The organism is Superficieibacter sp. HKU1, assembly GCF_029319185.1.
Lineage (GTDB): Bacteria > Pseudomonadota > Gammaproteobacteria > Enterobacterales > Enterobacteriaceae > Superficieibacter.
Map to the genome: position 1 here is coordinate 2,478,335 of NZ_CP119754.1, position 15,752 is coordinate 2,494,086.

Genomic DNA, 15,752 nt, shown 5'->3' on the forward strand with positions numbered 1-15,752 from the left:
ATCTCCCTGTTAACCGAGTAGCTGATGAATGCGTTTTAACCCCGCCACCAGCCGATCCACTTCTTCATGGGTATTGTACATGGCTAACGACGCCCGGCACATCGCCGGCACCTGATAATGCGCCATCAGCGGCATCGCGCAGTGGTGCCCGGTACGGACGGCAATGCCGTAGTTATCCAGAAAGCTGCCGACATCGTAAGCGTGATGCTGCCCGAGATTAAAGGCAATCACTCCCAGACGCGCCTGCGGGCCATACAACGTCAGATCGGGCACGGTCGCAAGTTCACGAAGCGCATACTGCATCAGTGCCTGCTCATAATCATGAATATTCTCAAGCCCCAGGGCGCTGACGTAATCCAGTGCCGCGCCGAGGGCGATGATCCCGCCTGTGTTGGGCGTGCCGGCTTCAAAGCGCCACGGCGCTTTAGCGAACGTCGTCCCCTGAGTCAGGCTGACGGTCGCAATCATCGAACCGCCGCCTTCCCAGGGCGGCATATCCTGAAGGATCGCTTCTTTCACGTACAGCACGCCGATACCGGTCGGCCCATAAAGCTTATGCGCCGAGAAGAGGTAAAAATCGCAGTCCAGCGCCTGGACGTCAACCGCATGATGCATCACCGCCTGTGCGCCATCGACCAGCACTTTTGCCCCGTGCTGATGCGCAGTGCGGATGATTTCCGCTACCGGATTTTCGGTGCCCAGTACGTTTGAGACATGCGTCACGGCCACTAACCGGGTTCTGGCGTCGAGAAGTCCGGGAAGCGCGTCCAGCGCAAGGGTACCCTCCGCGGTGAGCGGGATAACCCGCAGCTCGGCATTTTTACGCGCACAGAGCATCTGCCACGGCACGATATTCGCGTGATGCTCCATCTCCGTGATGATAATGTTATCACCCGCCTGAATCTGACTTTCGCCCCAGCTATTCGCGACGAGGTTAATACCCTCTGTGGTGCCGCGAACAAACACCAGTTCTTCCGGAGAACGGGCATTCAGGAAGGTCGCTGCCTTAAGCCGTACCTCCTCCATACGCTGTGTAGCTTCCGCGCTGAGCGTGTGAATGCCACGATGCACCGCCGCATAGCCGTGGCGGTAGAATTCACTTTCGGCGTCAATGACCTGGCTGGGTTTTTGTGCGCTGGCCGCGCTGTCCAGATACGCCAGCGTCTGACCGTTAACTTCACGCGACAGTACCGGGAAATCTTCCCGCACCCGCTGAACGGAAAATGTCATGCTTTGCCCCCAGGAAGACGCTGACCGATACGGGCCAGCACCTGTTGTTTTAGCGCTTCGTCGCTAATGGCTTCCGTCAGTTCAGCGGCAAAGGCATAGATAATCATCTGCTGTGCGGCCTGTTCATTAATGCCGCGCGAGCGTAAATAAAACAGTTGCTCATCGTCGATACGCCCAATCGTGGCCCCGTGGCTACACTTGACGTCATCGGCATAGATTTCCAGCTGTGGTTTGGTATCCACTTCTGACAGACGCCCCAACAGCAAGTTATTGTTGGTCATCTGACCGTCAGTTTTGATCGCATGTTGCGCCACGTTAATCAGACCGTTAAACACCGCGCGGCCTTTGTCATTAACAATAGTTTTATGCAACTGACGACTGTTACAGTAACCCTTGTTGTGTTCAAGCCAGGTACGGCTATCGCAAACCTCAGATTTTACCGGCATGGCCAGGCTGTTCAGGCGCAGCGTGGTATTTTCGCCATTCAGCTGGCTGCTGGTGTTGTGGCGCAATACGGCACTGCCCAGCAAGAAGCTGTGGCTGAAGGCTGCCGCATCCTGGCCGAGAACAATGTCATTATGCGCAAAGTGATAGCTGACCGGGGCTTCAAACGCCAGTTTCATATGATGTAACTGCGCATTCGCCGCGACGTTCATAGTGATCCTGGAGCCGGTAAAATGACGTTCGTCATTCAGGCTGACATAGTGTTCAATCAGCGTCGCCTCAGCGCCTTCAGCCAGTTCAATATGATGGCGGTAATGCGCCGTATTCATCTCTTCGCCAGAGACGCCCCGGGTAATATGCATCAGCAGTAAAGGCTTAGCCGGACGCTGATTGCGGGCGACGCGGATGGTCGTCACGCTGGCGGCCAGGCTTTCCGTCAGATGCAAAAACACCTCCGGCTGGATAGCGGCGGGCAACACAGGGCTTTCCTGACCAATACTAACGTCAAAGCCGCTATTCTCCACGCTGCCGCTCAGCGCTGCGCTAAATTGCCCGTCAATAAACACCAGCCTGAGCGCATCCACCTCCAGCGCCAGCCCGTCACGCTGAGCGGCGGTCACTTCAGAGGAAGGCAGCGTGACGAAGGTGCTGCCCAAAAGCCCATCCAGCGGCGTATATTTCCAGTTTTCATGCTTACGCGTTGGTAAACCAAGACGCAGCATCTGCTGAAGATGCTGTTGCGCCTGCGGGGAACGCTGCGCACCCTGCGCTTCAAAGAGATGATGCCACTGTTGCAGCGCGTTACTGTTGTTCGGTAAGCCAGCCATAGCCCTGCTCCTCCAGCTGTTTGACCAGGGTAAAATCACCCGATTTCACAATCCGTCCCTGATACAGGACGTGGACGTAATCCGGCTTGATATAGTCCAGAATACGCTGGTAGTGAGTGACGATAACAAAGGCCCGCTTGCCGTCACGCAGGGCATTCACCCCCTCTGAAACGATTTTCAGCGCATCGATATCCAGCCCCGAATCAGATTCGTCAAGAATGCACAGTTCCGGCTCCAGTACTGCCATCTGCAGAATGTCATTGCGCTTTTTCTCGCCGCCGGAGAAGCCTACGTTCACCGAGCGGGTCAATAAATCTTCCGGCATCTTCAGTAACTGAATTTTTTCTTCCATCAGATCCTGAAAATCAAAGCGGTCGAGCGTCTCCTGACCACGGTAGGTACGCACCGCATTCAGTGCCGTTTGCAGGAAAAACTGATTGCTGACGCCGGGGATCTCTACCGGATACTGGAAGGCCATAAAAATGCCCTCGCCCGCACGATCTTCCGGTGCCAGCTCCAGCAGATCTTTGCCCTTGAATTCCACGCTGCCGCCGGTGACTTCATAATCTTCACGCCCGGCCAGCGTCGCCGACAGCGTACTTTTACCGGAACCATTGGGTCCCATGATGGCGTGCACTTCCCCTGGCCGAACTTCAAGGTTCAGCCCGCGCAGGATTTCTTTATCTTCTACCGATACCTGTAAATCTTTAATGCTTAACATGGTTGTTCCCTTAGATACTTAACCGACGCTGTGTTCGAGACTAATAGCCAGCAGTTTTTGCGCTTCAACGGCAAATTCCAGCGGCAGTTCAGAGAAGACGTCCTTACAGAACCCGTTGACGATCATCGAGATAGCGTCATCCTCACTGATCCCACGTTGCAGACAGTAAAAAAGCTGATCCTCGCCAATCCGCGAAGTGGTCGCCTCATGCTCGAGCTGAGCACTGTTATTACGGCATTCGACATACGGGAAAGTATGCGCCCCGCTGTCCGGTCCAATGAGCATGGAATCACACTGGGTAAAGTTGCGCGCATTGGTGGCGGTCGGCATGATTTTAACCAGTCCACGGTAGCTGTTCTGGCTGTGTCCGGCAGAAATCCCTTTAGAGATAATGGTCGATTTGGTGTTTTTACCAATATGGATCATCTTAGTGCCGGTATCGGCCTGCTGATGGCCGCTGGTCAGGGCGACGGAGAAAAACTCGCCGATGGAGTTATCACCCCGCAGAATACAGCTTGGGTATTTCCAGGTTATCGCTGACCCCGTCTCGGACTGGGTCCAGGACATTTTACTGTTCTCACCTTCACACAGCGCGCGCTTGGTCACGAAATTCAGGATCCCGCCGGTATGGTTATCGCCAGGGAACCAGTTCTGCACCGTAGAGTATTTCACTTCGGCATCTTTATGGATGATCACTTCGACCACCGCCGCATGAAGCTGATAGCTGTCGCGTACCGGCGCCGAGCAGCCCTCGATATAGCTCACATAGCTACCTTCGTCAGCAACCAGAATAGTCCGCTCAAACTGACCGGTTTTTTCCGCGTTAATACGAAAATAGGTTGAGAGCTCCATCGGACAGGTGACCCCTTTAGGTACGTAGATAAACGTACCGTCCGATGCCACTGCCGCGTTCAGGGCGGCGAAAAAATTATCATTACTCGGGACAACGGTCCCCAGATATTTTTTCACCAGCTCAGCATGATCGTGGATCGCCTCACCAAATGAGCAAAAAATAATGCCCTGCTCGGCCAGTTTTTCGCGGTAGGTGGTCGCGACGGAGACCGAGTCGAAAATAGCATCCACCGCCACTTCACGGCCTTCACGAACCGGTACGCCAAGCTGGTTGAACGCCGCTTCGACTTCATCGGTCAAAAATGACGCCGGGCCGGTTTGCTGTAAGGCACCGGGCTGGGAGGCGCAGGTATCGTCACAGTTGCCGCAGGACGGCGCGGAGTAATAGCTGTAATCCTGATAATTCAGCTTATCGTAATGGGCTTTTAACCAGTGCGGCTCTTCCATTTCAAGCCAGGCCTTATAAGCGCTAAGCCGAAACTCCAGCATCCAGTCGGGCTCGTTACGTTTTGCGGAGATCGCGCGTACGACCTCTTCGCTGATACCGTGGGCCAGCTCATCTGTTTGCAGTTGAGTAAAGAAGCCCTCTTTATAATTCAGCGGGCCGGACCACATTTTGACATCGTCAGTTGCTTCAGTATTACGTGACATAGTTATTCCGCCTGCACCCCAAAACTTTCACCACAGCCACACTCGTGCTGAGCTTTTGGGTTATGAAATTTAAAGATTTGGTTTAAGCCTTCACGGACATAATCGACTTCGGTGCCATCAATAAACGGCATCGCCTGTAAGGGTACCCACAGGCGTGCGCCATCAACCTCAAAAAGAAGATCGTCTTTTTGTGGTTCACTCACCGTATCCAGCACGTAACCGAAGCCTGCGCAGCCGGTCTGCTTTACGCCCAGCCGCAACCCTTGCACGCCAGGCTGTTTGCTGACCAACTGACGAATATGCCCGGCAGCCGCCGAGGTCATCGTCAGACCATGCCAGGCAAACTCATTGGGATCAAAAGTCCCTGCTTGTAAATCCATAGGTCCACCTCACGTTAAGAGACTGAAAAGTTAACACTATGTTAGTGATAATGATTATCACTTCAACCCACTTGCAGTACGGGTATTGTTTATAGCGGCCTTTTCATTGCCCATCCATTAAGCATAGACCCTGACAGTAATCTGATAAAAGGGATTCGGGAGGAATTATCTTGCTGATTTTTATTGCCTTTTACGCTCAACGCATCGTCAGAAACGGGCAATGGAAAAGATGCATAGGCAATACCTATTTTTGAAATCAAAAAAGGCGATTATGCGATGTGGAGTAATAATTTCGTTTTAATATGCGTGCGTGATGGATAAGAAAGTGTAACATTGGCTCGTTGTAAATCATTAGAGCCGTTGTGCCTTTAAATAGTCGCCACCTTTGCAGGGGCAATGTTTGCCGTTAGCATTGATGCTAACAGGGAGAAAAAGATGACCAATATTATTTTAGGCATGATTGCCAAGATATCAAGAATGGACGCGGAAACTAAGCAACTTAGTGCGCGAATTGAAGCCCAGTCTCTTCTCCTCAGCGCCTTTTTGTTGGCCGCAGGAAAGGAAGGAGGCGCGATGGAAATGGTTGATGCGGTTAAAAAAGCCATTAACGCCGCTGTAGAACTGGCCGACAATCCGCTCAAATCAGATGCGGAAATTTTACTTAATGAGTTCAATGACATTCTTTCGATGGCTCAGTTGCTGACGAAAGTAGGTGCTGAACTGGATATTGAGGCAATGAAATCCGTCACGTCCGAGGATAATGACAAGACATGAGGTATCGGGGCCGTTGCCCCGATACACGCTACTCTTGATTAGACGTAAAGCGACGCTTCGCCCGTTGGACGGGTTTTAAACCGGCGATGGATCCACAAATACTGCTCGGGAGCACGTAAAATTTCATGCTCAATCATTTTATTGATGTAGCTTGCCGCTTCATATTCACTCCCGCGCGGAAAATCTTCCATCTTTTGTCCGATATGCAGGGCGTAACCGCGAGCGTTGTCTTTACGTACCATTGAGATCGTCAGCATTTCCGCGCCTGAAAGCCGCGAAATCACGTATGTTCCGTTGGTCGTTGCCGCATTTTCGACTGAGAAGAAAGGCGCGAAGGTGCTGCCTTTGGGACCATAATCCTGATCCGGCGCGAACCACACGGCCTCGCCGCCTTTCAGTGCATTAACCAGTCCCTTCAGATTATGTCTGTCAATCATCGACTTATTGGAGCGCAGACGACCACGCGTTTGCACCCATTCCATGACCGGGCTGTTGTGCGGACGATAGGTGGCCATCATTGGCTGGCAAAGCCCCATGACCCGACCGCCCAGTTCAAGTGACATAAAATGAACGCCAACCACCATAACGCCCTTCTGCTTGCGCTGTGCTTCCAGCAGATAATGATAACCTTCGACATCAAACCATTTGCGCACCCGGCGATCCGACCAGAACCAGGCCATCCCGGTTTCAAGCAGGGCCATTCCCAGCGAGGCAAAATTTTTCTCTATCATCATTTTGCGCTGCTGTGCATTCATGCCCGGAAAACAAAGTTCAATATTGCGGTTGGCAATAGTCGCCCGCCGCTGGAGAAAACGTTGTGACGTGCGGCCCAGTGCAGAGCCAAACCAGAACAAAAAAGGATAAGGAAGCTGGACCAGCAGCCAGAGAATGCCTAAACCAAACCAGGTCAGCCAGTGACGCGGGTGCAGGAATGCGAGTTCAAACGTGGGACGGGCCATATTTTGTCCTTAAGCGGGAGTGATGTAGCGCTTAAAGGAGAAACGAAAGTATTCATTAGTCATTACGCGATACGGTTTTAACTGAGACAATCAGAGGGGAAAACAAATCCGTCGGCGGAGAATATCACAGGCGATTTAAAGTAAAAGGATATTACAGGCGGGCACGCTTCTTTTCAGAAATGTGCCCGAGGCGTTATAGCACGGCGGTGGTGAGCCGGGATGAACAGCATAGCCGTCCCTGCTCATCCACGATCTCAATCTGCCAGACCTGATGTCTGTTGCCGAGGTGTAAGGCTTTGCATATGCCGCGTACCCGGCCGCTTCGCACGGAACGAAGGTGATTGGCATTGACCTCCACGCCAACCACCTTTTGTTCGCCGGCGGTGCACAGGTAGCCCGCCACAGAACCCAATGTCTCGGTCAGTACCACCGACGCACCGCCGTGGAGTAAACCGAATGGCTGATGGGTTCGGCCGTCTACCGGCATCGTGGCTTCCAGACTATCATCCGTGATTTTTTCAAAACGAATATCCAGCAGCCCCACCATATTATTCGTTCCCATGGCGTTCAGCGCTTCCATAGTCACCGCCCGTTTCCAGATCATCCCACGATCTCCAGCAGTGCCTGAAGCGGATGGCGCACGCCATTCCCTTCAATACGTTTTACCTGGCTGCGGCAGGAGTAGCCGGTCGCCAGACAGCGATTGCGCGGCAGGCGCTGCATCGCCTGCTGCCAGGAAAGCGCATAAATCCCCAGTGAATTCGCATGATTTTTGACTTCATGGCCGTAGGTTCCCGCCATACCGCAGCAGCCGACGTTAACGCTTTCCAGTTTTGCGCCATAGTGAGCGAAAATAGCGGCCCACTGGTTTGGCGCGCCAGGTAACGCTGTCACTTCCGTACAGTGGCCAAACAGATACCATGATTCCCCGCTTACCTCCTGGCGAGTGCCGCCGTCCAGCGCCAGCGGTAGCCATTCGTGGACCAGCATGACGTGAAAATCACCCCGCGCGTTGCCCAGCACCTGTTTATATTCATCGCGATAACAAAGTACCAGCGCCGGGTCGACGCCCACCATGGGGATCTCAAGTTGCGCGACGCGGTTAAGAAAATCTGACGTCTTACGCGCCGTTTTCGCAAAGCGGGTCATAAAGCCTTTGATGTGCTGCGCTTTACCGTTAGGGGAAAACGGCAGGAGCACCGGCTGGTAACCGAGCTTTTCCACCAGCCGGACAAAATCCTCCACCACCTGCGCATCGTAATAGCTGGTGAACGGATCCTGCACCACCAGTACTATCCGCGCCTTTTGCCCGGCATCCAGCGCTTCAAGCTCCTCAAGCGTCATATTCGCTGAACGGTGCGCCACCATTTTCTGCTGAAGCGATGGCGATGAAAGCAGAGGTAAATCAACCATTCCAATGTGGGTTTCTGAAAGCCTGCGCACCCACGGCTGGCTCATAAAAAAGTTGAAGGTCTTTGGCGCCCGCGCCATTAGCGGCGCATAGCTTTCCACCGACGCCACCAGATGATCGCGCAGCGGGCGCAGGTAGCGGGAGTGATAAAGTTGCAGGAACCGCGAGCGAAACTCCGGCACGTCGATCTTCACAGGACACTGAGTTGAACAGGCCTTACAGGCCAGGCAACCCGACATCGCCTCTTTCACCTCGTGGGAAAAATCATATTCGCCTTTACGCGCATGCCAGCTGTTGCGCGTGCGCTCAATAAGCGTGCGCAGACTGGCGCGTTGCTCAGGCAACTCTTTTTCGAGCTGGTTTGGATCGATTCCCCTGTCCGCCAGCAAGCGCAGCCATTCTCTGACCAGCGTTGCGCGGCCTTTCGGCGAATGAATGCGGTTACTGGTGATTTTCATTGACGGACACATCGGGCTTTTCACGTCAAAATTAAAGCACAGACCGTTGCCGTTACATTCCATCGCCCCGCGCCAGGCTCCGCGCACCGCAATCGGGATTTGCCGATCCCAGGTCCCGCGTTTAACCGCGTCCACTTTCATCATCGGCGCATCCACGCCTTCCGGCGGACAAATTTTTCCCGGATTTAAACGGTTATCGGGATCAAACGCGGCTTTAATTTTACGCAGCTCATCATAGAGCTGTTCGCCAAAAAACGCCGGGCTGTACTCGGCGCGAAATCCTTTACCGTGTTCCCCCCACAGCAGTCCGCCATATTTCGCCGTCAGCGCTACCACCTCATCAGAAATCTGCTTCATCAGCATTTCCTGTTGCGGATCGCACATATCCAGCGCAGGACGCACGTGCAATACGCCTGCGTCCACGTGACCAAACATCCCGTAGCTCAGCCCGTGGCCGTCCAGCAGCGCGCGAAACTCGGTAATATAGTCGGCCAGATGCTCCGGCGGTACGCAGGTGTCTTCGGCAAAAGGAATCGGTTTTGCCATCCCTTTTGCGTTCCCCAGTAGCCCCACCGCTTTCTTACGCATGGCGTAGATGCGTTCAATCCCTGCGAGATCGTCACATACCTGCCAGCCGATAACCCCTCCGGCTCCTTGCGCCATTAAGGCGTCCAGACCGGCACAGAGCCCGTCAACCTGACGGGTAATCAGCTCGTCATCATCGCCGGCAAATTCAACGATATTCAACCCGAGCATCTCTTTATCCGGCACGCTGGTGATCAGCTCGCTGACCGAATGCCAGACAATATCTTCCCGCGCCAGGTTCAGCACTTTCGAATCGACGGTTTCGACAGACAGCGCCTTCGCTTCCACCATAAACGGCGCGTTGCGCAGCGCTGAATCAAAAGAGTCATATTTCACATTGACCAGACGACGCACTTTCGGCAGCCGGGTGATATCCAGCCGTGCTTCCGTAATAAACGCAAGCGTGCCTTCCGAACCGGTCAATATGCGGGTCAAATCAAACTCGGTCATCGCGTCATTAAAGACGTGACGCAGGTCATAACCGGTGAGAAAGCGATTCAGTCTGGGGAATTTATCCAGTATCAACTGGCGATTCTCCAGACAGCGCTGATACACCGTGCGGTAAATACGTCCGGATGCGGACTGTTCTTTCGCCAGCGTTTCCGCCAGCGCCACCGGCATCGGTTGGGTATCCAGAATATCGCCGCCGGTTAATACCGCGCGTACGCCCAGGACGTGGTCGGAGGTTTTGCCATAGGCCAGCGATCCCTGCCCTGAAGCATCGGTATTAATCATGCCGCCCAGCGTGGCGCGGTTACTGGTCGATAATTCCGGAGCAAAAAAGTAGCCGTAGGATTTCAGATACTGATTGAGCTGATCCTTGATCACCCCGGCTTCGACGCGCACCCACCCTTCTTCGGGGTTAATTTCAATAATGCGATTCATATAGCGGGACATATCAACAATAATGCCCTGATTCAGCGCCTGCCCGTTGGTGCCCGTCCCGCCGCCGCGCGGCGTGAAGATCAGCGTTTTGAATCGCTCCTCCGCCGCCACCCGCGCCAGCAGCGACACGTCCGCCGTAGAGCGCGGAAAAACGATGGCATCGGGAAGAAGCTGGTAAATACTGTTATCGGTCGCCATGGTTAGCCGGTCGGCATAACGGGTGGCGGTATCACCTGTAAAACCCTGTTGCTCCAGTGACTGCAAAAAATTCAGCACCAGTTGAACGACACCTGGAGCCTGAGAAATCTGTGGGATCATTACCGTTGACCCTGCCTGACTGTTGTGATGTGAGTGATTAATCGTTTGCGTTGTGCATTCATCGTTTTACCACATTTTTTTCTTACCTGCCTGACAGAATTACGGACTATAAACGCTGTCGAAATCACTGGTATCATTAATGGTCCAGCTTTATGCCGCGCCCGCATGGTGGCGAAATTAAAAAGGTAAATTTACGTTATGGTTAATCCAAACCAGCCCAGGGATGTGCCGCAAATTTTGCTGTCGGTGCTGTTTTTATCACTCATGATTGTCGCCTGCCTGTGGATTGTACGGCCTTTTATTCTTGGCTTCGCCTGGGCAGGAACCGTGGTTATTGTTACGTGGCCGGTGTTAATCCGTTTGCAGCGATTGCTGTTTGGACGGCGCGCGCTGGCGGTACTGGTAATGACGCTGCTGCTGTTTCTGCTGTTTATTATTCCGATTGCGCTGCTGGTTAACAGTATGGTTGATAGCGGCGTGCCGCTAATCCGCTCATTATCGTCGGGAGAGATGACGCTGCCGGACTTAAACTGGCTTAATAGTATACCCATGGTCGGCGAGCGCCTTTATACCGGCTGGCATAACCTGCTTGATATGGGCGGTACGGCGATTATGGCGAAAATCCGTCCCTATATCGGCACAACGACGACCTGGTTTGTAGGCCAGGCCGCGCATATTGGCCGCTTTATGATGCACTGTGCGCTGATGCTTTTATTCAGCGCGCTGCTCTACTGGCAGGGTGAAAAAGTGGCGCGTGGCATCCGTCACTTTGCCACCCGCCTTGCCGCCAGACGCGGTGACGCGGCGGTAGTTCTCGCCGCGCAAGCCATTCGTGCGGTTGCGCTAGGGGTGGTGGTGACCGCTCTGGTGCAGGCGGTGCTTGGTGGCGTTGGTCTGGCTATTTCCGGCGTTCCTTACGCGACCATCCTCACCGTGGTGATGCTTTTCTCCTGCCTGATCCAGCTTGGCCCGTTGCCAGTGCTGGTCCCGTCAATTATCTGGCTGTACTGGAGCGGAGATACCACCTGGGGAACGGTACTGCTGGTCATTAGCTGCGTCGTCGGCACGATTGACAACGTGTTGCGTCCAATCCTGATCCGCATGGGTGCCGATTTACCGATGATCCTCATCCTCTCCGGCGTGATCGGCGGGCTGGTTGCCTTCGGTATGATCGGCCTGTTTATCGGTCCGGTGCTGCTGGCCGTCACCTGGCGTCTGTTTGATGCCTGGGTGAAGGAAGTGCCGCCGCCGCAGGATACTGTTGACGAGGTGGCAGACGAAGTTACGCCACCTGAGTCGTCCAGTTGTTGATCGCAAAACAGCCTGCTTTTTAGCAGGCTGTTTTATTTAATAGTTAAGCATGGCTAATTAAAAGTTTAGCTTTTTAATATTGCTGACGGTTATTTCCCTTGTACAAAAGGAATATAGCTTTCACATTCATCACATTCATTAAACTAATGAGATGAATCTGATCGACGCGGGAGATGGCGCACTCTACTATTAGGACACGGTTATAAATCAACGCCTTGATTTATAAGCATGGAAATCCCCTGAGTGAAACAACGAATTGCTGTGTGTAGTCTTTGCCCATCTCCTATGATGGGCTTTTTTTTATGCACTTTTATTTGATGTAATAATAAAAAAATCCCCGGCATCTCTGCCAGGGATCAATAAAGCTGCCGGATATATTATTTATTCAGTTCAGCCAGACTCAGCCAGGTTTGCACCACGGTATCTGGATTCAGGGACAAACTATCAATTCCTTCTTCCATTAACCAGGCGGCAAAATCCTCGTGGTCGGAAGGCCCCTGACCGCAAATACCGACGTATTTGCCCTGTTTTTTCGCCGCGCGGATCGCCATCGAAAGCAGCGCTTTCACCGCATCATTACGCTCGTCAAACAGCTCGGAGACTACGCCCGAGTCGCGATCCAGACCCAACGCCAGCTGCGTCATGTCATTGGAACCAATCGAGAAACCATCGAAGTGCTCAAGAAACTGCTCGGCCAGCAGCGCGTTCGACGGGATTTCACACATCATGATGATTTTCAGTCCCTGCTCGCCGCGTTTCAGCCCCTGGCGTGCCAGCTCATCCACCACGGCTTTCGCCTGATCGACGGTACGCACGAAAGGCACCATAATTTCGACGTTAGTCAGGCCCATTTCATTACGCACCCGCTTGACGGCATCGCACTCCAGCGCGAAACAGTCACGGAAGCTGTCGGAGACATAACGACCCGCACCACGGAAGCCGAGCATCGGGTTTTCTTCTTCCGGTTCGTAGCGTTCGCCGCCGACCAGATTCGCGTACTCATTCGATTTGAAATCCGACAGGCGCACGATCACCCGCTTCGGCCAGAATGCCGCGCCGAGGGTGGCAATACCTTCCGCCAGACGGCCGACATAAAACTCCTTCGGCGAGTCGTAGCCCTTGATCATTTCACGAATTTCATTTTGCAACTTCGCGTCCTGATCGTCGAACTCCAGCAGCGCACGCGGGTGAACGCCAATCATACGATTGATGATAAATTCCAGACGCGCCAGGCCGACCCCCTCGTTAGGCAGACAGGCAAAATCAAACGCGCGATCCGGGTTGCCCACGTTCATCATAATTTTCAGCGGCAGATCGGGCATTTTATCGACGCTGGAGCTTTTAACGCTGAAGTCGAGTTTTTCGGCATACACATAGCCGGTATCGCCTTCGGCGCAGGAGACGGTCACTTCCTCGTCGTCCTTCATCCGCTCGGTGGCGTCGCCGCAGCCAACCACGGCCGGAATCCCCAGTTCGCGCGCAATGATCGCCGCGTGGCAGGTTCGTCCGCCACGGTTAGTGACAATAGCAGCCGCCTTCTTCATGATCGGTTCCCAGTCCGGGTCGGTCATGTCGGTGACCAGCACGTCTCCCGGCAGGATGCGGTTCATTTCACTGATATCGTGAATGACTTTTACTTTTCCGGCACCAATGCGATGACCAATGGCGCGGCCTTCAGCAATGATTTTACCCTGCGCGTGCAGCGTATAGCGTTCCATGACCTGCCCACGCGAACGCACGGTTTCCGGACGCGCCTGTACAATAAACAGCTTGCCGGTATGACCGTCTTTCGCCCACTCGATATCCATTGGCCGGCCATAGTGCTTCTCGATCTGCACCGCCTGCTGTGCCAGCGCCTGCACTTCATCATCGGTGAGGGAGAACACATCGCGCTGCGCCTGAGGCACATCTTCGATGTCGACCTGTTTGCCATGCTCCTGACTCGGCGCATACACCATGCGGATCTTTTTTGATCCCATAGTACGGCGCACGATAGCGGGACGTCCCGCCTCCAGGGTTGGCTTATGCACATAAAATTCGTCCGGATTCACCGCGCCCTGCACCACCATCTCACCCAGTCCCCAGGCAGAGGTGATAAAGACCACCTGATCAAAGCCAGATTCGGTATCGATGGAGAACATCACCCCAGAGGAGGCCAGGTCGGAACGCACCATTCGCTGTACGCCAGCGGAAAGCGCCACGCCGCGGTGATCGTATCCCTGGTGAACGCGGTATGAGATCGCTCGGTCGTTAAACAGCGACGCGAAAACATGCTTCACGGCCACCAGCACGGCGTCGTAGCCTTGCACGTTGAGAAACGTTTCCTGCTGTCCGGCAAAGGAAGCGTCCGGCATGTCTTCTGCTGTAGCGGAAGAACGCACGGCGAAAGAGGCCTCACTATCATCAGCCGAAAGCTGGTCATAGGCTTCACGAATAGCGTGTTCCAGCTCACCCTGGAACGGAGTATCGATGATCCACTGGCGGATCTGTGCCCCGGCTTTCGCCAGTTCAGAGACGTCGTCAATGTCGGTTTCATCCAGCAGTTCATAAATGCGCTGGTTGACGCCGCTTTGATCAAGAAACTGATTAAACGCATCAGCGGTTGTGGCAAACCCGTTGGGTACGGCAACACCCACAGAGGCCAGGTTTGTAATCATTTCTCCCAGGGAGGCATTTTTGCCTCCGACTCTGTCTACATCATTCATGCCGAGTTGGTTGTACCAAAGCACCAGCGGTGACGAGCCATTGTTGGACATCGATCAATCCTTTTGTGATTTATGTGCGAGAGATAAGAATCAACTGATTCGTCATTTATCCTGACATAGTTAATCCTTTAAAAAAAACGGTGAATCGTTCAAGCACCCTATTTTTTTATTTTTTAGGAGAGTTTACCCGCTTATGCTAACGCTATGATTCAGATAGATTCCCTGCAGACCAGCGGTCTATTGTTCGTCCTGAAAATGAACCAGTCATTTCACAAAATATAAAAACAGCATTTCATTTTTAGTCAGCGACAAAAAAGTCTGGAATGTGTTTAACTTAATTCATACGACTCATTGATCACGCAAAATAATCAGGATGAATAAAATGGATAGTTCTGTCGATCGCCACGTTTTTTATATTTCTGATGGTACAGCCATTACCGCTGAAGTGTTAGGGCATGCGGTAATGTCGCAGTTTCCGGTGGCAATAAACAGTATCACGCTGCCGTTTGTGGAAAGTGAAAGCCGCGCCAGGGCCGTGAAAGATCAGATAGATGCCATTTTCCAGCAGACTGGCGTTCGTCCACTGGTATTTTATTCAATTGTGATCCCTGAAATCCGCATGATTATTTTGCAAAGCGAGGGGTTTTGTCAGGACATCGTGCAGGCGCTGGTCGCCCCTTTACAGGAGGAGCTGAAGCTCGATCCGACGCCCATTGCTCACCGCACGCATGGCCTGACGCCGGGCAATCTGACCAAGTATGATGCGCGTATCGCCGCCATTGATTACACCCTGGCACATGACGACGGAATTTCGCTACGTAATCTCGACCAGGCTCAGGTGATCCTGCTTGGCGTTTCACGCTGCGGCAAAACACCTACCAGCCTGTATCTGGCAATGCAGTTTGGCGTTCGCGCCGCTAACTACCCCTTTATTGCCGATGATATGGATAATCTCGTTCTGCCGGCGGCACTCAAGCCGTTGCAGCATAAGTTATTTGGCCTGACCATTCATCCCGAGCGGCTCGCGGCGATCCGCGAGGAGCGCCGGGAAAACAGCCGCTACGCGTCTATGCGCCAGTGCCGAATGGAAGTTGCCGAGGTGGAAGCGCTGTATCGTAAAAATCAAATTCCGTTTCTCAACAGTACCAACTTTTCCGTTGAAGAAATGGCGACCAAAATTCTCGATATCATGGGGTTAAGTCGCCGGATGTACTAACGGACTAGTACGATAGCAAAAATTC

Annotated in this window: 12 protein-coding genes and 1 other RNA gene; 4 read left to right on the forward strand and 9 right to left on the reverse strand. The window is 53.3% G+C overall.

All coding sequences use genetic code 11. The features are described from left to right. Nucleotides 1-9 precede the first annotated feature (9 nt). The 5 genes from sufS to sufA are packed head-to-tail and all read right to left on the reverse strand — an operon-like array spanning nt 10 to nt 5,105. A complete protein-coding gene (gene sufS / locus P0H77_RS11865; RefSeq protein ID WP_276157123.1) occupies nt 10-1,230 on the reverse strand; it encodes a cysteine desulfurase SufS in 1,221 nt (406 codons plus the stop codon). Then, nucleotides 1,227-2,501 (reverse strand): Fe-S cluster assembly protein SufD, encoded by a 1,275-nt coding sequence (sufD, locus tag P0H77_RS11870; protein WP_276157124.1) that lies wholly within the window; start codon nt 2,499-2,501, stop codon nt 1,227-1,229. The genes sufS and sufD overlap by 4 nt, the downstream gene beginning before the upstream one ends. Further along, a complete protein-coding gene (gene sufC, locus P0H77_RS11875) occupies nt 2,476-3,222 on the reverse strand; it encodes a Fe-S cluster assembly ATPase SufC (RefSeq protein ID WP_276157125.1) in 747 nt (248 codons plus the stop codon). The genes sufD and sufC overlap by 26 nt, the downstream gene beginning before the upstream one ends. A gap of 18 nt (nt 3,223-3,240) precedes the next feature. Further along, nucleotides 3,241-4,725 carry a Fe-S cluster assembly protein SufB gene (gene sufB / locus P0H77_RS11880; RefSeq protein ID WP_276157126.1) on the reverse strand — a complete coding sequence of 495 codons (1,485 nt, stop codon included), beginning with the start codon at nt 4,723-4,725 and terminating at the stop codon, nt 3,241-3,243. Nucleotides 4,726-4,727: 2 nt separating this feature from the next. Continuing rightward, on the reverse strand, nt 4,728-5,105 hold the full coding sequence (gene sufA, locus P0H77_RS11885; RefSeq protein WP_276157127.1) for a Fe-S cluster assembly scaffold SufA: 378 nt from the start codon (nt 5,103-5,105) through the stop codon (nt 4,728-4,730). A gap of 435 nt (nt 5,106-5,540) precedes the next feature. Between sufA and iraP the strand changes: the two genes are divergently transcribed. Continuing rightward, nucleotides 5,541-5,879 (forward strand): anti-adapter protein IraP, encoded by a 339-nt coding sequence (gene iraP, locus P0H77_RS11890; protein ID WP_276157128.1) that lies wholly within the window; start codon nt 5,541-5,543, stop codon nt 5,877-5,879. 38 nt (nt 5,880-5,917) lie between these two features. Here the strand turns inward: iraP and lpxP are convergent, their stop codons facing one another. From lpxP to P0H77_RS11905, 3 genes are all read right to left on the reverse strand, one after another. Further along, nucleotides 5,918-6,838: a kdo(2)-lipid IV(A) palmitoleoyltransferase gene (gene lpxP / locus P0H77_RS11895; RefSeq protein WP_276157129.1), complete on the reverse strand. Its 921-nt coding sequence runs from the start codon at nt 6,836-6,838 to the stop codon at nt 5,918-5,920. Nucleotides 6,839-7,031: 193 nt separating this feature from the next. Continuing rightward, nucleotides 7,032-7,442: a 1,4-dihydroxy-2-naphthoyl-CoA hydrolase gene (menI, locus tag P0H77_RS11900; protein WP_276157130.1), complete on the reverse strand. Its 411-nt coding sequence runs from the start codon at nt 7,440-7,442 to the stop codon at nt 7,032-7,034. After that, complete coding sequence (locus P0H77_RS11905; protein WP_276157131.1) at nt 7,439-10,495, reverse strand: FAD-binding and (Fe-S)-binding domain-containing protein; 3,057 nt, start codon at nt 10,493-10,495, stop codon at nt 7,439-7,441. Before P0H77_RS11905 ends, menI begins: the two co-directional genes overlap by 4 nt. 198 nt (nt 10,496-10,693) lie before the next feature. On the opposite strand from P0H77_RS11905, the gene ydiK reads away from it, so the two are divergent. Together ydiK and rprA are read left to right on the forward strand one after the other, a co-directional pair. Beyond that, the gene (ydiK, locus tag P0H77_RS11910; RefSeq protein WP_276157132.1) at nt 10,694-11,806 is read left to right on the forward strand and encodes an AI-2E family transporter YdiK; all 1,113 of its coding nucleotides are present in this window, start codon (nt 10,694-10,696) and stop codon (nt 11,804-11,806) included. Between the two features lie 196 nt (nt 11,807-12,002). Next, nucleotides 12,003-12,110, forward strand: an RNA gene (gene rprA / locus P0H77_RS11915) — antisense sRNA RprA. A 73-nt stretch (nt 12,111-12,183) separates the two neighbouring features. Here rprA and ppsA read toward each other — a convergent pair. Further along, nucleotides 12,184-14,562, reverse strand: coding sequence for a phosphoenolpyruvate synthase (ppsA, locus tag P0H77_RS11920; RefSeq protein ID WP_276157133.1), 2,379 nt, complete (start codon nt 14,560-14,562; stop codon nt 12,184-12,186). 331 nt (nt 14,563-14,893) lie between these two features. On the opposite strand from ppsA, the gene P0H77_RS11925 reads away from it, so the two are divergent. Then, complete coding sequence (locus P0H77_RS11925; RefSeq protein WP_194205835.1) at nt 14,894-15,727, forward strand: pyruvate, water dikinase regulatory protein; 834 nt, start codon at nt 14,894-14,896, stop codon at nt 15,725-15,727. Nucleotides 15,728-15,752: the final 25 nt, after the last annotated feature.